Origin of the sequence: Gordonia crocea (assembly GCF_009932435.1) — a bacterium.
GTDB classification, from domain to species: Bacteria; Actinomycetota; Actinomycetes; order Mycobacteriales; family Mycobacteriaceae; genus Gordonia; species Gordonia crocea.
In genome coordinates this window covers 173,833-200,001 of sequence record NZ_BJOU01000019.1, presented here as the reverse complement: position 1 = coordinate 200,001, position 26,169 = coordinate 173,833, and the positions used below count along the sequence as shown (strand labels likewise).

Here is a 26,169-nt window from a genome sequence, read left to right as displayed (position 1 = left end):
GGCGCCGCCGTACCCAACGTCCCGGGTCAGTAGAACTAGGGCAGCACCGGGATGATGTCGGCCCCCTTGGCGGCCGGCACATCGGCCCACGTCTGGTCGCGGTTACCCGAACTGGTCGTCAAAACCAGCACCCCGCGGGTGTCGGCCACGTAGGTGGAGGACAGGTTCGCCGCCACGGCGTGCACCGGCGGTGCCAAGTTCCCCGACCCCAGGCCCGCCGCGGGCAAACCCGACACCGGCACCTGGGTGACCGGGGACTCGGTGGCATCACGGGCCACGACGAGCGTCGTCGGCGACGCCCAATCCAGCGCGACGGCGCGGTTGCCGATGTTGTACGCCGCGAACCGCGGATGGGCGAGGGCCACCTGGCCGTCCTCCCGCTCGTCGATGATGGCGAACAGCACCTGCCCGGCGACGATCAGCGCCGCGCGGACCCCGTCGGGCGAGACCTGGAGGTCGGTGATCGGGCCGTGCGCCACCGCCGACAACGCGGCGGTGTCGGCGACCGCGGTGCGCACCCCGTCGGCGATCGACCAGCGGGTCGGTTTGCCGTCGACCACCGCCCACACCGAGTTGGCGGCGCCGAAACTCGGCCGGGTGATCGTCGCCCCCGAGGTGAGGGTCTGCATGTCCCCGCCGAACGCGCCGGTCACCAGTTGCGTCCGGGCCGGTCCGGGCGCCGGTGTCGGTGCGGCCGGCGGAGCACCGGGGGCCGGGGTGGGCGTGGTGCCGGCCGGACGGACCATGCGCACGGCCGCGACGCGGGTGCGGTCCGCGCTCAGACCGGCCGACGCGACCTGGTTCCCGTCGTTGAGGTCGCCCCGGACCGGATCGAGCCGCCCGTCGACGACGTCGTTGAGCCGGCCGCCGCTGATCACCGCCAGCCGATCCGCTTGACCCGACGTCCCGGTCGGCGAATAGCGTTCGACGTCGGCGAGACGCAGGCCGTCGGGATGGTCGGGCAGCAACGGCGCCCCGTCGAGGGTGATCGCGTACGGCGCGGGGGCGTCCACACTGCTCAGCGTCCACACCAGTTGCGCGGCCAGCAGCGACCGCTCCGGGGCCGACGGCGTGCCCGCGTTCCGCAGGTCGATCTGGACCCCGCCGCCGTGGCGTTGGGTCACCGGCCCCAACTCCGCCGTCGCCGGTATCGCCGACGCGGTGGCGGAGGCCAGGTCGAGGCTGGGACCGGCGAGCAGCCGGGCCGCCACCGAGGCCGCTCCGGTCTGGCCGATGTAGAACCACCGCGGATCGCCGATCAGCCGGGACCGGCCGCGGTCGGTGAAGTAGAGCGTCACCAACCGATAGGTCGCCTCGAACTGGGTGCGGTCGATCATGACCCCGGGCGCCAGCGGGCCGTCGATGCGCCAACCCACCGGCGTCCGGGTGAGTCGGAACGTCGTCTCGATCCGCCCCGTGGCGGGGAGCAACTGTCCGTTGACCTTCATCGTCGCGGTGTTGTCCCCGGTGACGCGGACCGTCGCGGCGGTGTCGGTGCGCGAATCGATCAGCACGTTCACGTTGCTCAGCACGGCGGCGTCGCCCCGGTCGTCCCACCTCGCCCCGTTCTCCGTCGTCAGGAAGGCCCGCGCCGCCGAATGCGCCGCGCTGGGGTCGGCGGTCGCCTTGAGGAAGCCGTAGACCAGGGCCTCGGGGTCCATGGCGGCAGTCGGCTTGGGCAGCGGCTTGGCGTCGGGGCGGCGTTCGAAGCTCTTCAACGGTTGCGGGGGCGAGTCATTGGGGATCGCCACACACCCGCTCAGGGCGAGGCCGATCGTCGCCGCGATGGCCATCACCAGTACCCGGCGCCGGTGTCCGGCGACCATCCGCCGGCCCGCAGTCACCGGCCGTCCCCCGTCGTCGGCCCCGACGTCCGGACGTCGACCGGGCGCAACGGCAACGGGCTGCCCAGGAGCTTGTGCCCCCGCTTGAGCGGCAGGGTGAGGCGGAAGTTCGCCCCCTGCCCCGGTTCTCCCCACGCCTCCAACCGCCCGGCGTGCAGGTGGGCGTCCTCGACGCTGATCGCCAATCCGAGCCCGGTGCCGCCGGAACGCCGGTAGCGCGACGGGTCCGAGCGCCAGAACCGGTTGAACACCAACTTCTCCTCTCCGGGGCGCAACCCGACTCCGCGGTCGCGGACGGTGACCGCCACCGCATCGCCGTCGGTCCGCATCGTCAGTGTGACAGGGCGCTGCTCGGAGTGGTCGATCGCGTTGGCGAGCAGGTTGCGCAAGATGCGCTCGACGCGGCGCGGGTCGATCTCGGCCACCACCGGCTCCGCCGGGAGGTCGATGACCAGTTCGGTCCCGGTCTCGTCGGCGAGGTGGCGCACGGTCTGCAGCGCAGCATCGATGGGAATCGTCATCGGCATCTGCTCGGCCGCGAGTTCGGCCATGCCCGCGTCGTGGCGGGAGATCTCCAGCAGTTCGGTGAGGAGGGTCTCGAACCGGTCGAGCTCCTTGTCGAGCAGCTCGACCGAGCGTTTGCGCACCGGGTCGAGGTCGTCGCGGCCCTCGTAGAGCAGGTCCGAAGCCATCCGCACGGTGGTCAGCGGGGTCCGCAACTCGTGGGAGACGTCGGAGGTGAACTGGCGCTGCAGGCCGCCGAACTCCTCGAGGTGGGTGATCTGCCGCTGCAGGCTCTCGGCCATGTCGTTGAACGCCATCGCCAGCCGCGCCATGTCATCCTCACCGCGCACCGGCATCCGCTCGGAGAGCCGGCCGCTGGCGAAGCGCACTGCCACCCGGGCCGCCGACCGCACCGGGAGCACGACCTGGCGCGACACCAACCAGGCGATCGCCGCCAACAACCCCAGGAGGACGACGCCGCCGGTGGCCAACGTCCGCAGCACCAGGGTGACCGTGTCCTCCTCGGCGCTCAACGGGAAGACCAGGTACAGCTCCAGTCCGGGGACCGCCGCATTCGTCGGGGTGCCGATCAACAGGGCGGCGGTGTTCGCCCCACCGGTCGTCTCCACCTTCGAATACTGGTAGGCGACCTGCCCGCTCTGAATCATCATGCGCAGGTTCTGCGGGATCGCGGCGACCGGTCCGACGCCGGTGTCGTCGGTGCTCGCGCCGGGGCTGCGCACGAGGAGCACCGTGTCGAAGGCGCCGACCGCGCGCGACCCGCTGCCCGATTCGCCGGTGTCGCGCTCGGTCAGCAGGGCACGGGTCTGGCGCAGCCGGGCGATCACCGGGGTACTGGGATCGGGACTGGCCAGGTCGCGCTCGACGACGACGCGGGCCCGGTCGATCTCCTCTTCCGCGGCACCCAGTTTGGCGTCGAGCAGGCTGTTGGTGATCTGCGACATCAGGACGAATCCCAAAATGAGCAGCACGACCAACGACAGTGCGAGGGTCGATACGACGATGCGCAGTTGGAGGGAGCGCCGCCAGACCCCGCCGAAGCGGTGGCCCAGGGTGGTCAGGGTTCGACGCAGCCGGACCGCGGCACTGTTGGGGCGGCGCGGACGGGAGGCGCGGCCCCGACCGGAACGCTCGGTCACGGCGGCCCGGCTTTGTAGCCGACACCCCTCACGGTCAGGACGATCTCCGGGTTCTCCGGATCCGTCTCCACCTTGGCGCGCAGCCGCTGCACGTGCACGTTCACCAGGCGCGTGTCAGCCGGGTGCCGGTAGCCCCACACCTGCTCGAGCAGGACGTCGCGGGTGAACACCTGGCGGGGCTTGCGCGCGAGCGCGACGAGGAGGTCGAACTCCAACGGGGTCAACGAGATCGGCTGTCCGTCGCGGGTCACCTTGTGCGCCGGCACGTCGATCTCCACCGGGCCGATCGACAGCATCTCGGCGGGCTCGTCGTCGGTGCGGCGCAGCCGGGCCCGGATGCGCGCCACCAGTTCCTTGGGCTTGAAGGGCTTGACCATGTAGTCGTCGGCGCCGGATTCAAGCCCCAGCACCACGTCGACCGTGTCGGACTTGGCGGTCAGCATCACGATCGGCACACCCGAGTCCTGGCGCAGCACGCGGCAGACGTCGATGCCGTTCATCCCCGGCAGCATCAAGTCGAGCAACACGAGGTCGGGTCGGATTTCACGCACCGCGGTCAGCGCCTGGGTCCCGTCGGCGACGTGGAACGGCTCGAAGCCCTCACCGCGAAGCACGATGGTCAGCATCTCCGCGAGAGCGGCATCGTCATCGACGACGAGGACACGTGGCTTCATGCGCTCCATAGTGACACTTCCGTGACCTTTTGGGCGGTATCGACGCGCCGGGCCGACGACGGCGCAACGCGCGCCATCACGTCTGCCCGGGCACCGCCGGACACGGCCGTGCGCACTCGGTAGGGTCGTGCACCGTGGCAACTTTCATCACCGTCGAGGGAATCGACGGAGCCGGGAAACGCACCCTCGTCGACGGGCTGCGCCGAGGGTGGGAGGCCGACGGGGTTCGCGTGGCCACCATCGCCTTTCCCCGCTACGGCGAATCCGTGCATGCCGATCTCAGCGCCGAGGCATTGCGCGGCTTCCACGGCGACGTCACCGACAGCGCGTACGCGATGGCGCTGCTTTTCGCCCTCGACCGGCGGGAGGCGGCACCGGCGCTGCGCTCGCTGATCGCCGAGAACGACGTCGTCGTCGCCGACCGCTACGTCGCCTCCAACGCCGCCTACACCGCGGCGCGCGTTGCCGAGCGGTCGACGGGTGCGGCGGTCGCCGCCACCGAGTGGGTGCGCGCGCTGGAGTTCGACCGCTTCGACCTGCCGGTCCCCGACTGGCAACTGTTTCTCGGCGTGCCGGTCGAGGTGGCCGCGCAGCGGGCCGTCGACCGGGCCGAGACCGATGCCGGCCGCGACCGCGACCGCTACGAGCGCGACGCGGCGTTGCAGGCGCGCGTCGACGAGGCCTATCGAGGCCTCGCCGCTGCGCAGTGGGTGTCGCCGTGGCGGGTGCTCAGCGGCGACCCGGTGCCGGGTCTGGCCGCCGAACTCCTCGCCTAACCGCCGACTGGGCCCCGTTTCCCGTCGACTGGGCCCTCATCTTCGCCGACTGGGCCCCGTTTTCCGTCGACTGGGCCCTCATCTTCGTCGACTGGGCCCTCATCTCCGCCGACTGGGCCCTGAACCTCAGTAGCGGTAGTGCTCCGGCTTGTACGGGCCCTCGACGTCGACGCCGATGTACTCGGCCTGTTCCTTCGACAGCTTCGTCAACGAGCCGCCAAGGGCCTCGACGTGGATCCGGGCAACCTTCTCGTCGAGGTGCTTGGGCAGGCGGTAGACCTCGTTGTCGTACTCGTCGTTCTTCGTCCACAGTTCGATCTGCGCGATCACCTGGTTGGAGAAGCTGTTGCTCATGACGAACGACGGGTGGCCGGTGGCGTTGCCCAGGTTCAGCAGGCGACCCTCGCTGAGGACGATGATGCTGTGCCCATCCGGGAAGACCCACTGGTCGACCTGCGGCTTGACGGTGATCCGGGTCATCCCGGCGGCGCTCTCGAGCCCGGCCATGTCGATCTCGTTGTCGAAGTGGCCGATGTTGCCCAAGATCGCCTGGTTCTTCATCTTCTGCATATGCGCGAAGGTGATGATGCCCAGGTTCCCGGTCGCCGTGACGACGATGTCGGCGTCGGCGATCGCCTCGTCGACGGTCACCACGTCGAAGCCGTCCATCAGCGCCTGCAGCGCGTTGATCGGGTCGATCTCAGTGACCTGGACGCGCCCGCCCTGGCCGGCCAGCGACTCGGCACAGCCCTTGCCGACGTCGCCGTACCCGCAGATCAGGATCTTCTTGCCGCCGATGAGGACATCGGTGCCGCGGTTGATTCCGTCGATGAGCGAGTGGCGCGTGCCGTACTTGTTGTCGAACTTGCTCTTGGTGACCGAGTCGTTGACGTTGATCGCCGGGAACGCCAGGTCGCCGGCCGCGGCGAACTGGTAGAGGCGCAGCACGCCGGTCGTGGTCTCCTCGGTGACGCCCTTGACCGACTCCGCAATGGCGGTCCACTTGCCCTTGTCCTGTTCGAAGCGCGAACGCAGCAGATCCAGGAACACCTTGTACTCGGCCGAGTGGTCGTCGTCGGTCGGCGGGACCACCCCGGCCTTCTCGAACTCGGCGCCGCGCAGCACGAGCATCGTCGCGTCACCGCCGTCGTCGAGGATCATGTTGGCCAATACCGGTTCGACATCAGCAGTACCAGATTCGCCCCGCTCGCTCGCGCTCCCGGCGGCGGACGGCCAGGTGAGCATCTGCTCGACACACCACCAGTACTCCTCGAGCGTCTCGCCCTTCCAGGCGAACACCGGGACACCCTTCGGCTCGTCGGCGGTGCCGTGCGGACCGACGACGACAGCCGCCGCCGCGTGATCCTGGGTGGAGAAGATGTTGCAGGAGGCCCAGCGGACCTCCGCACCGAGCGCCACCAGGGTCTCGATCAGCACCGCCGTCTGCACGGTCATGTGCAGCGACCCGGAGATGCGGGCCCCCTTGAGCGGTTCGACGTCGGCGTATTCGCGACGCAACTCCATCAAGCCGGGCATCTCGTGCTCGGCAAGCTCGATCTCCTTGCGGCCGAAGTCTGCTTCGCCGAGATCGGCGACCTTGAAGTCGATTCCATTGCGATTGTCGGCGGTCGGAATGGCCTTGGACACGAGGCTCATCTACTCCCCTAGTCGGTTCCGCGGACGCGTGTCGTCCGCGGTCGGTGCACGGTCGCAGACCAGGCTATCCTGTCGGTCGTTCACTCGTGGGCGGCGGGCAGTTCACCGCGTTCACGCCGGGCCAGAACAGAGTTCCGCCGTCCGTAGAGGAAGTACACGGCCAGGCCCACCGCCATCCAGACAAGGAAGCGGACCCAGGTCTCGATCGACAGATTGATCATCAACCACAGGCAGGCCACGACCGCGGCGATCGGGACCGCCGGTACGAACGGCACGCGGAACCCTCGCGGCAGGTCCGGTCGCGTCCGGCGCAGGATGATGACGCCGATGCACACCAGCACGAACGCGAACAGTGTTCCGATGTTGACCATCTGTTCCAGCGCGAACATGTCGAAGAAGGCGGCGAGAAGTGCCGCGACGACCCCGACGATGATCGTCATGCGGACCGGCGTCCCCCGCGACCCGGTCTTCGCGAGTGCCTGTGGGAACAGCCCGTCGCGCGACATGGCGAAGCCGATCCGGATCTGCCCCAGCAGCAACACCATCACCACCGTCGTCAGACCCGCCAGCGCACCGATGTTGATCACCCATTCGGCCCAAGTGACGCCGTGTGCCTCGAAGGCGGTCGACAGTGTCGATTCGATCTTCTTGCCGTCGGGCCCCGTCCGGTCGGCGAGCTTGGTGTGTGGAACCATGCCGGAGAGGACGATCGAGACGCCGACGTAGAGCACCGTCACGATGGCCAACGACCCGAGGATCCCCCGCGGCATGTCCCGCGCGGGGTTGCGCGTCTCCTCCGCCGTCGTCGCGATGACGTCAAAGCCGATAAAGGCGAAGAACACCAGCGACGCGGCGGCCAGCAACCCGTACCAGCCGAAGTTGGAGCCGGTCGCCCCCGTCACCCAGGAGAAAACGGTTTGGTGGATCCCCTCGCCATGGTCCCCGCTTGTGGCCGGCGGGATGAACGGGTCGTAGTTCTTCGGTGAGATGTAGAAGGCTCCGACGATGATCACCAAGAGCACGACGCCGACCTTGATCGCGGTGATGACCAGCGACACGCGCGAGGAGAGTTTGGTCCCCAGCGCCAAGAGTGTGGTGAGCACGACGATGAGAAGAACTGCGCCCCAATCGAATCGGATCCCCCCGACGGTTACCGCGGCCGACCGACCGATGATCTCCCCGAGATAGAGCGACCACCCCTTCGCGACGACCGACGCGGCCAGCGCCAATTCGAGGATCAGGTCCCACCCGATGATCCACGCCACGAACTCCCCGAAGGTCGCATAGGAGAAGGTGTAGGCACTGCCGGCCACCGGCACCGTCGAGGCGAACTCGGCGTAGCACAGCGCAGCCAGGCCACACGTCACCGCGGCGAGGATGAAGGCGATCGACACCGCCGGCCCGGCGACGTTGCCGGCGGTCCGCGCGGTGAGGGTGAAGATGCCCGCGCCGATGACCACGGCGACGCCGAAGACCGTCAGATCCCAGGCACTGAGGTCCTTGCGGAGCTTGGTGTCCGGATCGTCGGTGTCGGCGATCGACTGCTCGATCGATTTGGTGCGCAGCAATGGGTTGCTCATCGTGCTCCGGTTCTCGGTCTTCGTGCTCGCTTTGCGAGTCGACGCTAGCGCACCATGCGGCGCAACTGCCGCAGATCGTGTGACGATCGCGTTACCGATGCGCCTCGGCGGAGTCGCCCGGCACCGCCTCGTCGGGGCGGTTCGCCCGGAGCACATGGATGAGATACACCACCCAGGCCACCAGCGATCCGACGACGAATCCGAGGATGGCGGAGAAGAACGAGTTGACCAACCAGCCGGCAAAGCCCCCGGCGAACGGAGCCGCATCGACGGTCTCCTCCTGCAGGTGGTGCACGAAGTCGTAGAGCGGGTCCCACCCGAGCTCGTGGATCCCGTTCAGGACGATATGGCCACCGACCCAGAGCATTGCGACGACTCCGACGTAGGACAGCACCGTCATCAGAGTCGGCATGGCGCGCACCAGGAATCGGCCGGTTCGCTGCGCGACCTGGCTCGACCGCTCCGCCAGGGCCAACCCGACGTCGTCCATCTTCACGATGACGGCAACAACGCCATAGACCAGCGCGGTGATCACCAGCGCAACGATCACCAACGCGCCGAGACGCAACCAGAAGCTCTCCTCGGCCACCTCCGACAACGCGATGACCATGATCTCCGCCGACAGGATGAAGTCGGTGCGCACCGCGCCGCCGACGAGCGACTTCTCCTGGTCGGCGCCGCCCTGCGCGGCCGGCATCTGCGCCTCGTCCTCGTGGTGGCCGGTGATCTTCTCCCAGATCTTCTCGGCGCCTTCGAAGCACAGATAGGTACCACCGATCATCAACAGCGGCGTCAGCGCCCAGGGCGCGAATTCGCTGAGGAGCATGATCGCCGGAAGGATGAAGACGATCTTGTTGCGTATAGATCCTCGGGCGATCTTCCCGATGATCGTGAGCTCACGGGCCGGCGAGATCCCCTGGACGTAACGCGGCGTCACCGCGGCGTCGTCGACGATCACGCCGACCGCCTTGGTACTCGCCTTGCCGGCAGCGGCGCCGATGTCATCGATGGACGCCGCGGTCAGTTTTGCCAGCATTGCGACATCGTCGAGGAGTGCGGCGAGTCCTCCGGCCATCAGGCGGGACCTTTCGTCGGTGATTGGAACTGCCACGAGCTTAAACGCCCGCCGGCCGACCGGCGCGGTGTCCACCGCCATGGCGCTCACCGATTCTCGGCGAGGGCCGCCACCGCCGCTGCGGCGATGACGGCCCCGCGATCACACGGCGAACGTGCGGCCAACCCTCATGTCGGTGTTGCCCATCGTCGACGACGCCTTGGACACCGCGCCGCTCAGGTTGTTCAACCGGTGCCTCGACTCCTCGAAGACCCGGTCCCATTGGGCCTGCGACTCTTGGTACGCCTGGGCGCCCTGGACCGATTGCCACTGCGATGCCAGCGCGGTGACCTGGGTACGCAACTGACCCGACAGTTGCTCGAGCCGGGCAAAGTTGCGGTTGAGGTCGCCGGTCAGCGTGTCGAGCGCGGCGAAATCGTACTGGATGACACTCATTCTTCTCTCCTTCTCTGGTGCCGAGACGCGTCAGACCGACAGCGACCCGGCGATGGTGGCGGCACCCGACTCGTCCTCGTCGCCGTAGCCGGCGAACGACGCGGTCAGTTTCGCCTTGATGTCTTCGAGCGCCAGATTCAGCTTGTTGGCGCTGGCGTTCCAGTCGGCGTGGGTCGTGTCATAGGCCCCCGACGCGCGCCCCTTCCAGGTCGTGGCCGCGTTCTGCGATGCCGTTTGAATGGCGCGGATGACCTGCTGCATCTCGTCGACGATCCCCGCCACCGACTTCGTCGACGCCATCGAGGCGGCGACGTCGAGATTGAGCCCTGCTCCGGGCATGGTGTTCCCCCTTCTTCTTGGTGTCGGATCACACGGCTGTGTGATCCGAGTCTGTGGTCGCGCCGATCTGGACGCGCACCGCATCGTGGGTGGCCAGTTCCGCCCAGGTCAACGGACCTTCGTCGGCCCGAACCACGGAACCGGTCGTGATCACCGGGGACTCGCTCGCCATGGTTGCCGCACCAGCGCGACCCCCGACGACGGGTGCCATCGGAGCAACCGGCCCCACGGACGCCGGCTTCGTCGGATCCGTGTCGGCGACCGGCTCCGCCCCGGGACCAGGCCCAATCCGGTTCGTCGGACCATCCGCTGCCTCCAGGCGAGGCACAGTCACGGCGGCCGGACGGAAGGCTCCCAAGACGCGTGGCGCTGCCAACAGGCCGGGAAGGCCCGCGGCCCTCGTCCCGGTAGGCGAGTATTGTGCGTGCTCCCCGCTGCCGCCCGTGCCCCGAACGAGCGTGGGCGGCCGGTCATGCCGGACCGGCGCCGTGGCCGCCGCAGTCGAATCGCGTTCGTAGTCGGCCATCACCTGCGCTGCGGCCGCCGCCAGGTCGCGCTCGGCGCGGTGGGTGCGGGCGAGTCCGCCGGTCATGACCGACGTCAGGCCGGCTCTGATCGCGTCGGCGACCGCGGCACGGATCTCGTCGACCACCGATGCCGCGGGCATCGCGACCCTCGCCGCTTCTGCCGCCGCGGCCGCGGCCCGGGTCAGGGCGGCTTGCGCTTCTGCCCGCCGGCCGAGTGTGTCGATCCAGCCGGGAAAACGGTCGAGGGCCCGCCGGGCGGCGCCGCCACTGGACGAGTCCCACACGTCGCGCAACTCGTGTCCGACCCGCTTCGCCTCGACGACGAGCCGGTCGAGTTCCCGCGCCAACTCGGTCCACGCCTCGACGGCCTCGGTCAGCGGTGCCGTCCCGGGTCCGGCCGCGAGGTCGGCCGACAATTGCTCCGCGGGCCGCGTGGACCAGTCGACCCCGGTGAATCCAGTCGCCCCCGGCATGGCCACCGCTCACCCCGTCGGCGCGACGGTGATGTCATCGGCGGCCCCTATCGCGCCCGCCTGTTCGCGCAACGCGGCGGCGAACGCCCGCGCTTCACGCGCCCCGTCGGCAAGGTCGCGCTCGATCTCGCGGGCCGCCCGCCCGACGGCATCGCTGACGGCGCGGCTCACCTCGTCGCGTCCCGACGGCGGCGGAGCCAACCCGGCCGTGACCATCGTGTGCAACCGACCGGCGATCTCCTCGATCCGCCCGGCCAACACCGCCATCCCGTCGGGGTCGGCGTGGAGGTTCGACGTCATGACAACAACTCCTCTCTAAGGGCAGCAAGCCGGTTGCTCGCCGCCGTCTCCGCGGGGTCAAGGTCGTCCGATGCCTCCACCGCAGGATCGGCACCGAAAACGGCTGGTGCGCAGGCTTTATCACAGTCACCGAGGACACCGACCGACTTCAAGGCGTCGGGTGATCCCGCGCCCACTCGTGCGACAGCGTGCGCCCCGCCCATCGCACCCGCCACCGGCGCCATGGCGCCGGCCGACCCGACCGGCGCCGGATGGGCGGCGCCCGGACCAGGCACGCTCACCGCGGCAGCGGGCTCAATATCGCCGACCATCGGAGTACGAGCCGCGTAGCGCGCGGTGACTTCCCGTGGATTGAGGCCGCCACCACCGAGACCGCCGATCTTGCCGAGACCCGCGCCTGCGGCACCCGCGGGCGCGACGCGCTGCTCCGGTGCCGGGCAGTGCTTCTCCCCGGCCGGCGGTTTGCCTTGGTGATCAGCGGCCGGCCGTCTCGTCGTCTGTTGTTGCCGCGCCGCGGCGGCCAGCGTCGAACCCAGGATCCCCGTCGCCGACTTGAGTGGAACGGCCAGCGTCTCGAGTGCTGTCGCCGCCACCATGAACGGCGATACCGCCCCGGTCGGTGCGCCACTGATCGGGACCGGGGCACCGTTTGTCGCCATCGTCGCCGTGGGTGCCAGAAGTTGCACCTTCGTCGCCGTGACAACCGCGACCCCTTCGGTCATACCGGCACTGATCGCGGCCAGCGCCGCAGCCTGCCCGGGCGGAGTCCAAATAAACGGCAACGCCGCCCCTACCAGACCCGCGGTCTTCACGATCACCGCCTGCAGCGCGGCGAGCCCGCCCGCGACGATGGTCGCCGCGGCACCGATGTCGACCGACATCGTCGCGCCCTGGCGCGCAACCATTCCCGACTCGACCGCTGTTCGCCCCATCTTGGCGGCCGCGCCGGTCGCCGCGGCGCCCGACCACACCTTGTCGACCGCTTTGAGCGCCGAGGTCGTGCCCGAAACGGTGAGGTCGAGCAACGACGACAGGCCGGTGAAAATCTTCGTCGGGTCTCCTGCTCCCGCGAGATCCCCGGTACCGAAGGCGCCGAGCAGGTCGGTGAGCGGCTTGAGCAGCGCCGACAGATCCAGCACCGGCAGCGGCGGTAGGCCGGGCAGCGGCGGCATTGGTGGTACGTGCGGGAGCGGTGGCAGACCCAACGACTGGAGCACCGCCGATACCGGGGTGTCGAGAACCGGTCCAAGTCCGCCCGCGCGTAACGCCCCTTCGACGGTCAGCCCGGCCGACGCCGATACCGCACCGGTGGCCTGCACCGGCCCCCCGTTCACCGCGCCACCTCGGCCGCACCGATCGCATCGGTCGCGGCCAAGGCTGCCGAACCGGCGAGCATCGATGCCGCCGTGCCCGCATGGACGGCCGCCAAACTGCCCACCGACGCCAGGTGGGCGGCCTGCGCCGAAGCGAACGCGGCAATGAACTCCTGTCCGATCAATCCGAACACCGCAACCATCGCCGCGGTATTCGCTGCCGCATCGACGCTGCCCGCGGTGGCCAGGGCGGTACCCATCGCGGCCGACGTCGCGGCCAACCCCTCGACCGCCTCGCCGACGATCATCACGCCGCTCATCGGTTGTCCGCCGCGCCGAGCTCGGACTGGAACTCTTCGGTGATCGCCGCGCGCCGCGCGAACGCGCGCTGGGCGGCGATCAGCGCCGTCGAGGCGATCAGGTCGCCGAGTTCGCTGGCACCGAGGCGGAGCGAGGCGGGATCGAGGCGCAACCCGACCAGTCCGCCCGCGCCGTTGACAGTCGCAGTGACCAAGTTCCGCGGGTCGGCGGCCTGCGCGCGGATCGCCTCGTAGTCATCGTTCAGGTCGGCCATCCGCCCGACGGCGGCGGTGGCGGCGGCGAGCATCTCGTCGAGCTCTGGATTCGCCATGGTCACCTCAGCCACGAACCGGAGCCGCAGGCCGCCGCGTCCTCGGCGGATTGTGCGCGGGCCAGATCGTCAGCGGTGGACAACGACATGGCCGCGAGCACCTCGTCGTCGACCCCGGTCGCCGCCAAGTGCTCGCGCAACCGGACGCTCGCCGCGATCCGCCCCTCGTCGCACAGGGCCAGCACGCGTGCGGCCACCGCGTCGGCGCCCATCCCCAACGCCGCGTCGCTGATCCGGACGGCCACCGGCAATCCGTGTGCCGTGGTCGTCACGGTGATCGCCCCCGACCGCGAGCGCGTCGTGGTGCGGGAATCAATCCAATCCAGTACTCCGGTTTCCATGGCTCCTCCCCCGCGCGGCGTGTTTCGCCGCGTATGGGATTAGACGCAGCGGAGGCGCGAACGGTTCCATCGGGATCGTCGATGACCGAGCGGTGCGGGCTTGCGAGGCGCCCGCCCGTTGATCGTTTCGTATGTAAATACCGTGCTACATCCGCGATTCCGGCTACGCGCGAGTGCGCCGGTTGGGGTTGACTGGCTACACCAGGTCGACAGGAGGAGGTCTTCCGTGACCATCGACGCCATCCACGTCGGTGCCGCACCGCGCACCGACCAACCGCACCCGAGGATCCGCCTGCGGTTTCGAACGATCCACGGATACCGACGCGCCTACCGCATCGCGGGGAGTGGCCCGCCGGTTGTCCTCATCCACGGAATCGGCGACAACTCGTCGACGTGGGAACCGATCATGGCCCGGCTCGCCTCCGACTACACCGTCATCGCACCGGACCTCCTCGGGCACGGATTCTCCGACAAGCCGCGCGCCGACTACTCGATCGCCGCCTTCGCCAACGGCGTCCGAGACCTGCTGTGGGTCCTCGGCCATGAGCGGGTGACCGTTGTCGGCCACTCTCTCGGCGGCGGTGTCGCCATGCAGTTCTACTACCAATTCCCGTCGATGGTCTCGCGCCTGGCACTCGTCGCCGCCGGCGGCGTCAGCCGTGACGTGTCGCCCGCGTTGCGATTGGCCACACTCCCGGGGGCCAGTCAGGCGCTGGGTCTGCTCCGCCTGCCCGGGGCGATGACGGCGCTCGACACCACCACCCGGGCCCTGGCCGCGATCCCACCACTGCCCGGCCCGGCCAAATCCCTCTCGCCGGTCAACCATCTCCTGGACCGGTCCGACCTGATGCGGATCCTGCGCGATCTGAGTCCGCGGGATGCCCGCGCGGCCTTCGGCCGCACCCTTCGCGCGGTCGTCGACTGGCGGGGTCAGCACATCTCCATGCTGGACCGCAGCTATCTGACCTCCAGCATCCCGGTCCTCATCGCCTGGGGCACCGACGATCCGGTCATCCCGTATCGGCACGCCGAGTTGGCCCACGCCGCCATCGCCGGTTCAGTCTTGGAGAGCTTCGAGGGCTGCGGACACTTCCCGTTCCGCGACGAACCCGATCGATTCGCCGGCCTCGTCTCGCGTTTCATCGAAACGACGACGCCCGCGGTGTTCGATCCGTTCGAGTGGCGCGCCAAACTCCTCAACGGGGCCGATCCCGTCGGCGCGGGCGTGAGCAAACCCGTCAGCTTCGAGACCCGCACCGAGGTGTACGAGGCGATGGCACTCGAGAGCAGCGCAACGTAGCGAGGCCGGCGGGGCCCAGTCGACGAGAAAGAGGGCCCAGTCGGCGGGAATGAGGGCCCAGTCGGCGGTCAGCCGCAGCAGCCACCGGCACCGCCGACCTCGTCGGCGTCTCGGAGGTCCCGGGTCGTCGCGTTGCGGGCAGCCCACTCCTGCGGCGGCGGATAGTCGACACCGGTCAGGCACAGCCCGCGCGCCTGGGCGACGGGGACCTGGGCGCTGCGCGCCTTTTCCGCCAACAACCCGGCGCACCAGTCGACGTCGCGGCGCCCCTCTGCGACGGTGGCGACCGCACCGACCAGGGACCGGACCATCGACCAGCAGAAGGCGTCGGCACTGACCCGGCCGACCAGCACACCCTCGTCGTCGCGGCGCCAGGAGAAAACCTGGAGATCCCGGATGGTCGTCGAACCGGGTCGGAAGCGGCAGAAGGCCGCGAAGTCGTTCAACCCGATCAGCCGCGCGGACGCCTCGTTCAGCAATCCGACGTCGAGGGGGCGCGGCCAATCCGCCGTCGCGCGGGCGCGAATCGGCTCCGGCCCGTGGGCGGCGTCGGCGAGCCGGTACTCGTAGTGGCGGCGCAACGCCGAGAACCGGGCGTCGAAGTCCGTGGAAACCTCGTCGACGCGCTTGACCCGGACGTCGTCGGGCAACATCTTGGCCAACCGCCGCACCAACGTCGACGGGTCCCCATGGATCGACCGGGTGTCCAATGCGCGGCGCTCCACGTCGACGTGGGCGACCTGCCCGGTGGCGTGCACGCCGGCATCGGTCCGGCCGGCGACGGTCAGCCGGACCTCGTGGCGCAGCACCGTCGACAACGTCTCGCTGAGCACCCCGGCCACGGTGCGGCGGTCGGGTTGGATCGCCCAGCCGTGGAAGTCGGTGCCGTCATACCCGATGGTCAGGCGCAGACGACAAACCCCGCCACCGGTCTCGGTGGCGGGGTTCGGTGTCATCGAGTCAGACAACGACGATCCCGATCGTCGTGCCGACTAGTCCTCGTCGCGCTGCGACGGGGGCAGCTGGTACCCGGCGGCCTCGGCGTCAGCGTCGGTCGCGAACCAGATCTCGGCCACGGTGCTGTCGAAGAACCGGCTGCCGGGACGGTGGTACAGCTTCGATTCGGCGTTGCCCTTGATCGGGAAGCCCTCGGGCTGCGAGCCGTCTTCCAGCGGCGCATGCGCACCGGCGGGCAGGTCGGCAGCAGCGGCCGGGGTGGTGTCGGCGGCCTCGTCGGCCTTCGCCTCGTCGGCAGCGGTGGCCTCGGCAACCTCGTCGGCCTTCTCCTCAGCCTTTTCCGCCTTGGCCGGCTTCTCGTCGGACTTCTTCGACGCGGCGACACGGTTGGCGCGGTTGGCCTCGGTGGTCACGGTCGACTCGCGGACGAGCTCGATCACGGCCATCGGGGCGTTGTCGCCCTTGCGCGGCAGCGTCTTGACGATGCGGGTGTAGCCGCCCGGACGGTCGGTGAACGACGGGCCGATCTCGGCGAACAGGACGTGCACGATGTCCTTGTCGCGGATGAACTTCAGCACCTGGCGGCGGTCGGCGAGGGTGCCGGCCTTGGCGTGGGTGATGAGCTTCTCGGCGTACGGACGCAGGCGCTTGGCCTTGGCTTCCGTGGTGGTGATGCGGCCGTGCTCGAAGAGCGACGTGGCGAGGTTCGCCAGGATCGCCTTCTGGTGGCTGGCCGACCCGCCGAGGCGGGCACCCTTGGTGGGCTTGGGCATTGTCTTCTCCTCAGAGATGACCGACTCTCACGAGTGGGTCGGGATGTTGGTACAGCCGCTTACAGCTGCTCGGTCTCGGCGAAATCCTCACCACTGTCATCGAGGCCCTGCTCGTCCGACCAGGTGCCGGTGGCGGGATCGTATCCCGCGACCTGCGACGGGTCGAAGCTCGCCGGGCTGTCCTTGAGGGACAGGCCCATCGCGTGCAGCTTGACCTTCACCTCGTCGATCGACTTCTGGCCGAAGTTGCGGATGTCGAGCAGATCCGACTCGGTCCGCGCAACCAGCTCGCCGACGGTGTGCACACCCTCGCGCTTGAGGCAGTTGTAGCTGCGAACGGTCAGCTCCAAGTCCTCGATCGGAAGGTTGAACGACGCCATGTGGTCGGCCTCGATCGGCGACGGGCCGATCTCGATGCCCTCCGCCTCGACGTTGAGCTCACGTGCCAGGCCGAAGAGCTCGACGAGCGTCTTGCCCGCCGACGCCAGGGCGTCGCGCGGCGAGATCGAGTTCTTGGTCTCCACGTCGAGCACCAGACGGTCGAAGTCGGTGCGCTGCTCGACACGGGTGGCCTCAACCTTGTAGGTCACCTTGAGCACCGGCGAGTAGATCGAGTCGACCGGGATACGGCCGATCTCGGCGCCGGAGGCCTTGTTCTGCACGGCCGGGACGTAGCCGCGCCCCCGCTCGACGACGAGCTCGATCTCGAGCTTGCCCTTGTCGTTCAGGGTGGCGATGTGCAGATCGGGGTTGTGCACGGTGACACCGGCCGGCGGCACGATGTCGGCGCCCGTGACGTCCCCGGGGCCCTGCTTGCGGACATACATGGTCACCGGCTCGTCCTCCTCCGAGGAGACGACGAGGCCCTTGAGGTTCAGGATGATCTCGGTGACATCTTCCTTCACCCCGGCGACGGTGGTGAACTCGTGCAGCACGCCGTCGATGCGCACGCTGGTGACCGCTGCGCCCGGGATGGACGACAGCAGGGTGCGGCGCAGCGAGTTGCCCAGGGTGTAGCCGAAGCCGGGCTCGAGCGGTTCGATGACGAACTTCGACCGGTTGTCGGCGAGGACCTCTTCGGACAGGGTGGGTCGCTGTGAGATGAGCATTGGTGTGGTGTTCTCCTTTGCCGCCCACTATTTGACGGCGTCGGTGGATTTCGGTTGATCCCCCGCCGCCCTTGCGGTTCTGCAACCACAAGGGCCGGTGGGAGGGAGTCGGGGGCGGGCCCCCGACCGGCTACTTCGAGTAGAACTCGACGATCAGCTGCTCGGTGAGCGGGACGACGATCTGCTCGCGCTCGGGCACGTTGTGCACGAGGATGCGCAGGGTCGAGGGCACAACCTGCAGCCACGCCGGAACCGGTCGCTCGCCCTGGATCTCCTTGGCGATCTGGAACGGCACGGTGGCCAGCGACTTCGGTCGGACATCGATGATGTCGTACTGACCGACGCGGTAGCTGGGGACGTCGACCTTCACACCGTTGACGGTGAAGTGGCCGTGGCTGACCATCTGACGGGCCTGACGACGCGTCCGGGCGAGCCCGGCACGGTAGACCACGTTGTCCAGCCGGGTCTCGAGGATCTTCAGCAACTCGTCGCCGGTCTTGCCGGAACGACGGTTCGCCTCCTCGTAGTAGCGGCGGAACTGCTTCTCCATCACGCCGTAGGTGAAGCGAGCCTTCTGCTTCTCCTGCAGCTGGAGCAGGTACTCGGTCTCCTTGATCCGCGCGCGGCCATGCTGCCCGGGCGGGTAGGGACGACGCTCAAACGCCTTATCGTCGCCGACGAGGTCGACACGGAGACGACGCGACTTTTTGGTCGCGGGTCCGGTATAACGAGCCATTTTCTTGTCCTAACCTTCCCGCTAGACCCGGCGCCGCTTGGGCGGACGGCAGCCGTTGTGGGGCTGGGGGGTGACATCGGAGATCGTGCCGACTTCGAGGCCGGCTGCCTGCAGCGAGCGGATTGCCGTCTCGCGGCCCGAACCCGGGCCCTTGACGAACACGTCGACCTTCTTGACGCCGTGCTCCTGCGCCTTGCGGGCCGCGTTCTCGGCGGCGAGCTGCGCGGCGAACGGCGTACTCTTGCGCGAGCCCTTGAAGCCCACGTGACCCGACGACGCCCAGCTGATCACATTGCCGCTGGGGTCGCAGATCGAAACGATCGTGTTGTTGAACGTCGACTTGATGTGCGCGTGGCCGTGCGGAACGTTCTTCTTCTCGCGACGGCGGGTGCCCTTCTTGGGGCCAGCGCTGCGTGACTTAGGAGGCATTACTTCTTCTTCCCGGCGATGGTCTTCTTCGGGCCCTTGCGAGTGCGGGCATTGGTCTTGGTGCGCTGACCGCGGACCGGGAGGCCGCGACGGTGGCGCAGACCCTGGTAGCAGCCGATCTCGATCTTGCGACGGATGTCGGCCTGCACTTCGCGGCGCAGGTCACCCTCGACCTTCACCGACGCCTCGATGTATTCGCGCAGCTTGGCGACATCGGCGTCGGTCAGATCCTTCGCGCGCAGGTCGGCCGAGAGGCCGGTGGCGGCGAGGATTTCCTTCGAGGTGGTGCGTCCCACCCCGTAGATGTAGGTAAGTGCGATCTCCAGCCGCTTTTCGCGGGGGAGATCCACACCGGCAACACGTGCCATGTGTTCGATTCCTTCTCGTTTTCAGAGGTCTGCTCCCAGTCCGCCCCGAACGCTGTCGGGCCCCGGCCTCTGAACCGGGGGTGGGCGGGTGCGCGTCTGCACCCGCTGGTGCTGGAAGTTCGTCAGAGATATTCAGTTGTCTCGGTTTTCACTTATCCTGTTCGGCCAAGCGACCGGTGGAAGGGCGCTGCTCAGCCCTGGCGCTGCTTGTGGCGCAGGTTTTCGCAGATCACCATGACCCGACCATTGCGGCGGATCACCTTGCACTTCTCACAGATCGGCTTGACGCTCGGCTGGACCTTCACGTCAGCTTCTCCTGTTTCCTTGTCACGGACGGCACGGGTCACCGCACCGTCCGCTGCTGTTCCCCCGGCGACGCCGGGAAGTCTTACTTGTACCGGTAGACGATTCGTCCACGGCCGAGGTCATAGGGCGAAAGCTCGACGACCACGCGATCCTCGGGCAGGATGCGGATGTAGTGCTGCCGCATCTTCCCGCTGATGTGGGCGAGAACCTTGTGTCCGTTCTCCAGCTCAATGCGGAACATCGCATTGGGCAGGGGCTCGACCACGCGACCCTCGACCTCGATGGCACCGTCTTTCTTTGCCATGTCCTCCGCGCTCCCGGCCCATCGGGCCTGGTGGTAGTGGTAGGCGCGCATACGCGCACCAGCGATCCATCTTACGCGAAGCGGGGCGGCCGATCCAATTCGGGCTCGCTACACCTTGACGCCCATCGACCTGGCGATCGACGCCAGGTCGTCGTAGGGCTCGGCGCGGGCGAACAACACCCACCGGTCGCCGTCGCGGCGCAGGTCGGCGTAGACGAGCGCGGACTTGTCGGCGAACTGCGCCGAGAGGTCGCACCGGGCGAGTTGGCCGGCGTCGGAATCCCACAGCTCGACCGCCCCGGCGGGGAACCGGCCGAACGGCGCCTCCCCGGCATACGAGCACACCGAGACGACGACGCGTTCGATGCGCGCGGGCAGCGCGGCGGTGTCGATCACCATCTCCTCCTTCCACCCCTGGAAGGTGGCCGAATCGGAGGTCAGCCGGATGGCGCCGCCGCACGCGGTGACGTTGTTGAAGAAGACGAAGTCCTGGTCGGAATCGACGGTTCCGCCCACGGGCAGCGCGAATGCGGCCAGGTCGAGGTCGAGTTGGGCACCGGCGGGCTGGAGGTCCCAGCCGACGCCTATGCTGACTTTCTGCAAGCCCCTGCGGTTGGCCATCAGCGTGCTCCCCACGGATCGAAGGCGGTCGGCGGTGCGGTCGGCGACCCTTGACGGGCGAACTCCCGCGACGGCGGCAACCACAGGAACACGACGGCGAGGATGCCGACGACGACGAGGGCGATGATCAGCGGGCCGCCCATCAAACCGAAGAGCGACAAGGCGGCGAGGACCGATCCGAGCGGGGCCGGCCACGACTGGCCGCGCCACACCGCGTACCCGAAGCCGAGGTAGCCCAGGGCGAACACGAGGGCGAGCAGCACGGTGAACACGATCGCGGTGGTCGACAGGTCGGCGACCTCGAACCCGAGGTAGTGGACCTGGGCGTCGTCGACATCGGAGCGGCTCGCCGCCCGGATCCCCAGGACGGCCTGCGCGACGCACAGCCCGGCGGCTGCGACGAGGCAGGCCAACGCCAACCACACGGTGACCGGCGGTGACGACCGGCGCACCGGGATCGGCGACTGCCCGGCCGGGCCGGTTGGCGACGAGGCCGGCTGTCCGGGGTAGGCGGTCGGCGCACCCTGGCCCCCGAATCCCGGGTTGGGCCCACCGGCGTACTGCCCACCGGTATTCGGGGCCGCGCCGGCATGGGGGACCGCACCGCCCGGACCGGGTGCGAACGGGTCGGGTCCGCGGAATCCTGGAGTGCTCATCACGCGCCTTCCACCATGACACCGCGCTCGGCGAGCACCCAGCGGACCGGATCGGTCACGCGGAACGGCGAGATGCCACGGTCGCTGAGCTTCTCCCCTTCCGGCGACGCACCGAGCGCGGACACCGCGAAGAACCGGTGGTTGTATTGCCGGCCGGTGGTCGGGTTGACCATGGTGGTCAAGGCCGGTCCGGCGTCGAGCCTGGTCAACAGGCTGCGCACCTCCTCGTGCAGGGCCTGCCCGTCGTTCTCGTCGTAGCCGCGCGCCAACAGCCCGGGGTCGCGGTTGTAGGCCGCACCGAGTTGGGCCATCACCTGCCCCCACGCACTCGCCTCGACGACCGACAACGCCTGCAGGGCGTCGAACTTCGACAGGATCACCGCCAGCTTGGGCGCGCCGTTGCCGATCAGGTTGGTCATCGTGTGCAGCACCTGCCGCGGGTCGCCACCCAGGCTCGACGGCGGCGGGACGAGGTCGCGCAACTGGTTGGCGACTTCGCCGACGCACAACGGGTCGAACAGGAACAGCACGGCGTCGGCGCGGGAGAAGAACTCCCAGGCCCGGCCGCCCACGTCGGCGGCTTCGAGGTCCTCCCCCGCCACGTCGCGGATCACCAGGTAGTGCCGGCGCCCGCCCCACTCGCCGAGGTTGAAGATCAGCGGGTCGTGCTGATAGCTGCCGTGCAGCGCCGCCCGGGGCGTCGGCTGCAGGATGCCGCGTTCGGTGAACAACGGCCGCTCGTACTCGTCGCGGAACCGGCGCACCGTCTCGTCGTTGGCCGGGAAGACCTCGCGGTTGAGCCGGGCCGCGAACCGCTGCAGTTGCTTGATCAGGACGGCGATGTAGACCGTTTTCCCGGTGGCGCGGGCCCCGGCCATCGTGATGCAGGTGGCCTCGCCGTGGTACCAGAACTGCGGCAACGCGAAGTGGCAGACCGGGCAGACCGGGTTGCTCGGGCGCTCCGGCGCCGGCGGCCATTCGCCGCGCCACTCGTGGCGGCGTGCCACGGTGACCGGGCCCATCCGCACCTCGCGGCCGGCGTATTCCGAGGCCACGCGGTCGACGGAGACCTGGGCGGGTTCGCGATCCACCCACGCGACGGTGTCGTCGACGCTGAGGGTCGAGAAGCACCGGGGGCACTTGGTCAACGCGCACCTCCGGCCAGGGAGAACGGGGCGAGGAGTTCGCTGACCACGCGCGTCACGACGGTGGGTGCGGCCGTCAACGCCGCCACCGGATTGTCGACCGGGGCGAGGACCGACCCGCGGACCGCCGTGGTCGGCCGGGCCCCGGACAGGACCAGCACCACCTGGTCGGCGGTGATCGGATCGGCGGGCACCGAGTCGGTGAGCACCACCGTCAGCGTTCCCGGGGCCGCCGGCACCGCGGGCCCGCCGCTCAAGCCGTAGCCGATCGACGGCCCCGCGGCCAGCGCCGCGCCCGCGCCGTCGGTCGCCGTCGGCACCGGCGGCGGTGCCGACGGACCGATGGCTCCCAGGGTGATCTGCGAGGAACCGGAGACCACCTCGGCCAGTCCGGCGACGAGGTCGGCGGCCGCGGCCACCATCCCCGAGGCGAACAGCGGCGCCATCGACGCCGAGGCATCCACGACGAGGCGGACCGGCAGGGCCCGGCTCTCGTGCACCTGGTCGACGTTGAGCACGCCGCGGGCGGCGACCCGCGCGGCCTCGGCCACCGGCGGGAGCTTGGAGTCCGGGCGGGTGAGCCAGGTGGTCACGGTCACCGTGTCGGCGCCACCCGGCGCGACGCTGGCGAGCTTGATGAAGCCCAGACCGGAGACGTCGCGCGGCGTCAACTGGGCGACGTCGGCGTCGAACTCGGTGTTGCTGTCGGGGCCGATCGACACGTGCACCGTGGTCCCCGGGGCGAACAGATCGCCTCCCTGCGGGACGGCGCCGATGACGATCTCGTCGGTGACGTGCGGCAGGATGAGCATCGTCGGCGCGGTCTCCACCACGGCGGTCGACGGTTGGCCGTCAGGGGTCCGCGCAACCAGGCGCACCCCGCCGGTCGTCGGCGTTCCCGACACCGCCAGCCGCACCGCGAGCGGCCGGCGCGCCAGCGTGGCCGCGGACTTCCCGTCCAAGACATATGTAGCCATTAACTAACCCAGTCCTCCCCGGCCCGACGGGCCGTGTGCCGCCGGTCCTGTGGTTCGCGCCGGTACCCCGACGCGGACCAACCAATCGTCCGCTGTTCTGCGGTAGTCGGTGAAAAATCGTTCGGCGGCCGCGGCCTCGAGGTTGCGGACCACGAGCCACGCCGCATCGCGCACGCCGATCACGTCGACCGGTCCGCGATACGACCCGGACGCGCCGCGTTCTTCGATGATCGCCATCGACCAGGGCACCAGTTGGCCGGGTTCGCGGATCGACGGCGATCCCAACCCGCCCAACGGCCCGGCACCCGCGCCGGGCAACCCCATCATGACGGTCAGCGAATGCCCGGCCACCCAGGCGGTGTCGAGAACCCAGCCCTGCTCGGCGCGCGACAACTCCTCGACGACGGGGGCGTACAGCCCGACGCTTCCCGGTGTGCCGGCCATCCGTTCGCGCAGGGCCGCACAGAAGCCCGAGTCCGGATCGGCCCAGGGGGCGCCCACGCTCTGCCCGACGACGAAGCCGGCGGCGGCCATGACCACCAGTTCGTCGGCGGCCTGCGCCACCCAGGTGACCGGTGCCCCGGCCCGCGTCGAACTCGACGCCGATTCGGCCAGCGCCGCCACGCTGTCGCACCAGCGGTCCCGGTCGGTGACCGGGCCGGTGCGCCGCGCGAGCCGCAGCCAGGACGCGGCCACCAGTTCCGGTGAGGCGGCACCGGGAGCGTCGAGGATGGCGCGCAGCGCGCCGTCCTCCACCTCGCCGTAGAACACCAGCGAATCGAGGATCTGCGGCGGCACTCGGCCGGTGGACGCGGAGAACTCCAGCAAATCGACGGCCGACGGGCGTTGTTCGGCGACGATCTCGCCCACCAACTCGCGGCACTCGCCGTCGTCGAGCCGCGCCGAGCGCAGCGCCGCCCGAATCCCCTCGCCGGCATACAGGGTGCGCGCATCGGCGGGGATCCCCAGTGCCCGATCCCGCAGGACCGCGCAGGTGGCGAACCCGAACAGGTAGTCGTCGACCTCGGAGAACTCCGCCGGACTCGCATACCGCACGCCCTCGTCGCCGCGGTAGAGCCACAGGGCGACGTCGGTGTCCATCGCGGACAACTCGCCGGCCGGTTTGTCCGCGAACACCGGCCGCACGTAGTCCGCCACCGTCGAGGCGGACAGATCCTCGGCGCCGACCGCGGCCGCCCACCCCGCCGGGCCGATGTCGGCCAGTCCGGTCCGCCGCACGGCCCCCGCCACCTCGCCGCGGACCGCGTCGAGGTCGACGCCGGGCGCGCCCAGCCGCTCGATGGTCTCGGCCAGCCGCAGTGCCGCGCGCGTCGCCCCCGGCGCCTCGGGCGTCAACGCCCCGCACCGATCGGTCACCGCGGCGCGCAGCCCGCCCATCGGCACGGAGTGGACGGTGGGGACCACGGAGAGGTCGCAGCCGTCGAACCAGTCCGGATCGCGCACCGCCGCGTCCACGACCCGGGTCGCCAACAGTTCGGTACCCCGTCCCCGCCGGGCCGCGGCGGCCAGGCGACGCAGCGCATCGTCGGGGGTCGGCGGGTTGGCGCGGAGCGTCGATTCGACGAGTTCGGCCGCCCAGTCGACGTCGGACAGGCCGTCGGGGGCCTCGTCGACGAGGACGGCGGCGGCATCGGCGTGGAACTCCGCGAGCTCGGGCTCCTCGAGGACGGCGATCGCAATCGGCCATTCCGGGGCGAGCGTGCCCGCCGCCCCGCCGGGGCGGTCCTCGAAGTCGACCGCGATCTGGTCGCGCCGGCCCAGCACCCGCAGGGCGATGTCCTGGTCGGCCAACACCGCTTCGGCGAGCACCGACAACGCGGTCACCTCGACGGTGCCCGCCGCCACACGGTGTGCCGACCCGGGGTCGCCCAGGTAGGGCTCTTCGTTCTCGTCGATGAGGACGGCCGTTCCCGCATGGCCCGCGATCTCGCCGATCCGCGTCCGGGGCACGCAGACCAGGTGCAGGTCGGCGCACGCCCCGGCGGCGACCGCCTCCGGCGCGTCGTGGGTGCTCCAGCAGAACTGCTCGGCTCCGGCGGCGGTGAGGAAGTGGCTGACCGCGGCGATCCAGGAGGCCGCCCGGTCGTGGTCGCCGACGGCGAGCACCACGGGGCCGCGGGTCTGGCCGGCCATCCGCGCGGCCACCGCGTCGAGCAGGACGCGGACGACGCCGAGCCGGTCGCGGCTCGGATCGAGGAGGAAGGCGACGACCGACGACGCGGACAGCGCCGGATTGGGGGCCAACGCCGGAGGTCCGGCGGGCAACACCGCGGCTTTCACCGCCTCGGGCCCGTAGGGGTTCAGCCACCCCGGCCAGCGCCACAGCTCGATCGGCCGCAGCCCCATCCGGACCGCCCCGCCGACCGGAGCCGCGTCGGCGGCGGTGGTGGTGGCGAGCAGGTGGGCGAACACGTTTCCCGGCCGGCCGGTGCCGTCGCGCCCGGCGTCAACGGTGTGCCAGAACGCCGCGGGACGCCCACCATCGGCCTCCAGCACGGCGTAGACCAGCCGGGCCGGACGGTCGGCGATCTGGTCGGGGGTGGGGAATGCCGGCAGGGCCGGTTCGAGGTCGAACCGGGTGACGATGCGGGCGGTCAGGGCGTCGACGTAGGCGGGATCGAGGTCGCCGACGACCTGCTTGACCTGCCAGCCGCCCCCGTGACTGCGCTGACCGGTCCCGGGACCGCCCAGCGCCGCGCCGCCGGCGGGCGCACCGCCGTCGAAGGAGGTGTAGGTCAGTTGGGCGAATCTCGCCGTGTCGACGGACACGGGTCTGCCGGCCCCGGACGGTGCCCGGCGGGGGGCCTCGGCGGGGCGCTTGGTCAAGTCGGCCATCACA

The 26,169-nt window shown here is 69.8% G+C and carries 29 protein-coding genes; 2 read left to right on the top strand and 27 right to left on the bottom strand.

Annotated elements, in window-relative coordinates:
• Positions 1-35: 35 nt before the first annotated feature.
• The 3 genes from nbrcactino_RS17680 to mtrA are packed head-to-tail and all read right to left on the bottom strand — an operon-like array spanning position 36 to position 4,182.
• On the bottom strand, positions 36-1,844 hold the full coding sequence (locus nbrcactino_RS17680) for an LpqB family beta-propeller domain-containing protein (protein WP_228461001.1): 1,809 nt from the start codon (positions 1,842-1,844) through the stop codon (positions 36-38).
• On the bottom strand, positions 1,841-3,508 hold the full coding sequence (gene mtrB / locus nbrcactino_RS17675; protein WP_161928764.1) for an MtrAB system histidine kinase MtrB: 1,668 nt from the start codon (positions 3,506-3,508) through the stop codon (positions 1,841-1,843). Before mtrB ends, nbrcactino_RS17680 begins: the two co-directional genes overlap by 4 nt.
• On the bottom strand, positions 3,505-4,182 hold the full coding sequence (gene mtrA, locus nbrcactino_RS17670; RefSeq protein WP_161928763.1) for an MtrAB system response regulator MtrA: 678 nt from the start codon (positions 4,180-4,182) through the stop codon (positions 3,505-3,507). The genes mtrB and mtrA overlap by 4 nt, the downstream gene beginning before the upstream one ends.
• Positions 4,183-4,316: 134 nt before the next feature.
• Here mtrA and nbrcactino_RS17665 point away from each other — a divergent pair, with 134 nt between their 5' ends.
• A complete protein-coding gene (locus nbrcactino_RS17665; RefSeq protein ID WP_161928762.1) occupies positions 4,317-4,958 on the top strand; it encodes a dTMP kinase in 642 nt (213 codons plus the stop codon).
• Between the two features lie 126 nt (positions 4,959-5,084).
• On the opposite strand, the gene ahcY is transcribed toward nbrcactino_RS17665, so the two are convergent.
• The 11 genes from ahcY to nbrcactino_RS17610 all read right to left on the bottom strand — a co-directional run bounded on the left by ahcY (position 5,085) and on the right by nbrcactino_RS17610 (position 13,628).
• Positions 5,085-6,614: an adenosylhomocysteinase gene (ahcY, locus tag nbrcactino_RS17660; RefSeq protein WP_161928761.1), complete on the bottom strand. Its 1,530-nt coding sequence runs from the start codon at positions 6,612-6,614 to the stop codon at positions 5,085-5,087.
• A gap of 80 nt (positions 6,615-6,694) precedes the next feature.
• Positions 6,695-8,194, bottom strand: a complete 1,500-nt coding sequence (locus tag nbrcactino_RS17655; RefSeq protein ID WP_161928760.1) for an amino acid permease — start codon at positions 8,192-8,194, stop codon at positions 6,695-6,697.
• 91 nt (positions 8,195-8,285) lie between these two features.
• Positions 8,286-9,269, bottom strand: coding sequence for a DUF808 domain-containing protein (locus nbrcactino_RS17650; protein ID WP_161928759.1), 984 nt, complete (start codon positions 9,267-9,269; stop codon positions 8,286-8,288).
• Positions 9,270-9,410: 141 nt separating this feature from the next.
• On the bottom strand, positions 9,411-9,704 hold the full coding sequence (locus tag nbrcactino_RS17645; RefSeq protein ID WP_161928758.1) for a WXG100 family type VII secretion target: 294 nt from the start codon (positions 9,702-9,704) through the stop codon (positions 9,411-9,413).
• Between the two features lie 30 nt (positions 9,705-9,734).
• Entirely contained in the window at positions 9,735-10,043 is a 309-nt protein-coding gene (locus nbrcactino_RS17640) for a WXG100 family type VII secretion target (protein WP_161928757.1), read from the bottom strand.
• 28 nt (positions 10,044-10,071) lie between these two features.
• Positions 10,072-11,043 carry a PPE domain-containing protein gene (locus nbrcactino_RS17635; RefSeq protein WP_161928756.1) on the bottom strand — a complete coding sequence of 324 codons (972 nt, stop codon included), beginning with the start codon at positions 11,041-11,043 and terminating at the stop codon, positions 10,072-10,074.
• 9 nt (positions 11,044-11,052) lie between these two features.
• Positions 11,053-11,343: a PE domain-containing protein gene (locus nbrcactino_RS17630; RefSeq protein WP_161928755.1), complete on the bottom strand. Its 291-nt coding sequence runs from the start codon at positions 11,341-11,343 to the stop codon at positions 11,053-11,055.
• Positions 11,340-12,677 carry a hypothetical protein gene (locus tag nbrcactino_RS17625; protein WP_161928754.1) on the bottom strand — a complete coding sequence of 446 codons (1,338 nt, stop codon included), beginning with the start codon at positions 12,675-12,677 and terminating at the stop codon, positions 11,340-11,342. The genes nbrcactino_RS17630 and nbrcactino_RS17625 overlap by 4 nt, the downstream gene beginning before the upstream one ends.
• Positions 12,674-12,976: a hypothetical protein gene (locus tag nbrcactino_RS17620; protein WP_161928753.1), complete on the bottom strand. Its 303-nt coding sequence runs from the start codon at positions 12,974-12,976 to the stop codon at positions 12,674-12,676. Before nbrcactino_RS17620 ends, nbrcactino_RS17625 begins: the two co-directional genes overlap by 4 nt.
• Positions 12,973-13,302 carry a YbaB/EbfC family nucleoid-associated protein gene (locus nbrcactino_RS17615; protein WP_161928752.1) on the bottom strand — a complete coding sequence of 110 codons (330 nt, stop codon included), beginning with the start codon at positions 13,300-13,302 and terminating at the stop codon, positions 12,973-12,975. Before nbrcactino_RS17615 ends, nbrcactino_RS17620 begins: the two co-directional genes overlap by 4 nt.
• Complete coding sequence (locus tag nbrcactino_RS17610; RefSeq protein ID WP_161928751.1) at positions 13,290-13,628, bottom strand: hypothetical protein; 339 nt, start codon at positions 13,626-13,628, stop codon at positions 13,290-13,292. The genes nbrcactino_RS17615 and nbrcactino_RS17610 overlap by 13 nt, the downstream gene beginning before the upstream one ends.
• Before the next feature lie 226 nt (positions 13,629-13,854).
• On the opposite strand from nbrcactino_RS17610, the gene nbrcactino_RS17605 reads away from it, so the two are divergent.
• Positions 13,855-14,928: an alpha/beta fold hydrolase gene (locus nbrcactino_RS17605; protein ID WP_161928750.1), complete on the top strand. Its 1,074-nt coding sequence runs from the start codon at positions 13,855-13,857 to the stop codon at positions 14,926-14,928.
• Positions 14,929-14,996: 68 nt separating this feature from the next.
• On the opposite strand, the gene truA is transcribed toward nbrcactino_RS17605, so the two are convergent.
• From truA to nbrcactino_RS17540, 13 genes are all read right to left on the bottom strand, one after another.
• Complete coding sequence (gene truA, locus nbrcactino_RS17600; protein ID WP_161928749.1) at positions 14,997-15,884, bottom strand: tRNA pseudouridine(38-40) synthase TruA; 888 nt, start codon at positions 15,882-15,884, stop codon at positions 14,997-14,999.
• A 36-nt stretch (positions 15,885-15,920) separates the two neighbouring features.
• Positions 15,921-16,658: a 50S ribosomal protein L17, sunset domain variant gene (gene rplQ, locus nbrcactino_RS17595; RefSeq protein ID WP_161928748.1), complete on the bottom strand. Its 738-nt coding sequence runs from the start codon at positions 16,656-16,658 to the stop codon at positions 15,921-15,923.
• Positions 16,659-16,717: 59 nt separating this feature from the next.
• Positions 16,718-17,767, bottom strand: coding sequence for a DNA-directed RNA polymerase subunit alpha (locus nbrcactino_RS17590; RefSeq protein WP_161928747.1), 1,050 nt, complete (start codon positions 17,765-17,767; stop codon positions 16,718-16,720).
• A gap of 130 nt (positions 17,768-17,897) precedes the next feature.
• Positions 17,898-18,503: a 30S ribosomal protein S4 gene (gene rpsD, locus nbrcactino_RS17585; protein WP_161928746.1), complete on the bottom strand. Its 606-nt coding sequence runs from the start codon at positions 18,501-18,503 to the stop codon at positions 17,898-17,900.
• Between the two features lie 21 nt (positions 18,504-18,524).
• Complete coding sequence (rpsK, locus tag nbrcactino_RS17580; RefSeq protein WP_161928745.1) at positions 18,525-18,932, bottom strand: 30S ribosomal protein S11; 408 nt, start codon at positions 18,930-18,932, stop codon at positions 18,525-18,527.
• A complete protein-coding gene (gene rpsM / locus nbrcactino_RS17575; RefSeq protein WP_161928744.1) occupies positions 18,932-19,300 on the bottom strand; it encodes a 30S ribosomal protein S13 in 369 nt (122 codons plus the stop codon). Before rpsM ends, rpsK begins: the two co-directional genes overlap by 1 nt.
• Positions 19,301-19,491: 191 nt before the next feature.
• A complete protein-coding gene (gene rpmJ, locus nbrcactino_RS17570) occupies positions 19,492-19,605 on the bottom strand; it encodes a 50S ribosomal protein L36 (protein WP_005207978.1) in 114 nt (37 codons plus the stop codon).
• 83 nt (positions 19,606-19,688) lie between these two features.
• Positions 19,689-19,910 carry a translation initiation factor IF-1 gene (gene infA / locus nbrcactino_RS17565; RefSeq protein WP_005187701.1) on the bottom strand — a complete coding sequence of 74 codons (222 nt, stop codon included), beginning with the start codon at positions 19,908-19,910 and terminating at the stop codon, positions 19,689-19,691.
• A 108-nt stretch (positions 19,911-20,018) separates the two neighbouring features.
• Positions 20,019-20,531, bottom strand: coding sequence for a TerD family protein (locus tag nbrcactino_RS17560; RefSeq protein ID WP_161928743.1), 513 nt, complete (start codon positions 20,529-20,531; stop codon positions 20,019-20,021).
• Positions 20,531-21,187, bottom strand: a complete 657-nt coding sequence (locus nbrcactino_RS17555; RefSeq protein ID WP_161928742.1) for an EscU/YscU/HrcU family type III secretion system export apparatus switch protein — start codon at positions 21,185-21,187, stop codon at positions 20,531-20,533. The genes nbrcactino_RS17560 and nbrcactino_RS17555 overlap by 1 nt, the downstream gene beginning before the upstream one ends.
• Positions 21,187-22,335, bottom strand: a complete 1,149-nt coding sequence (locus nbrcactino_RS17550; protein WP_161928741.1) for a TRAFAC clade GTPase domain-containing protein — start codon at positions 22,333-22,335, stop codon at positions 21,187-21,189. The genes nbrcactino_RS17555 and nbrcactino_RS17550 overlap by 1 nt, the downstream gene beginning before the upstream one ends.
• On the bottom strand, positions 22,332-23,309 hold the full coding sequence (locus nbrcactino_RS17545) for a VWA domain-containing protein (RefSeq protein ID WP_161928740.1): 978 nt from the start codon (positions 23,307-23,309) through the stop codon (positions 22,332-22,334). Before nbrcactino_RS17545 ends, nbrcactino_RS17550 begins: the two co-directional genes overlap by 4 nt.
• A gap of 3 nt (positions 23,310-23,312) precedes the next feature.
• Positions 23,313-26,165 (bottom strand): GAP1-N2 domain-containing protein, encoded by a 2,853-nt coding sequence (locus nbrcactino_RS17540; RefSeq protein ID WP_161928739.1) that lies wholly within the window; start codon positions 26,163-26,165, stop codon positions 23,313-23,315.
• Positions 26,166-26,169 lie beyond the last annotated feature (4 nt).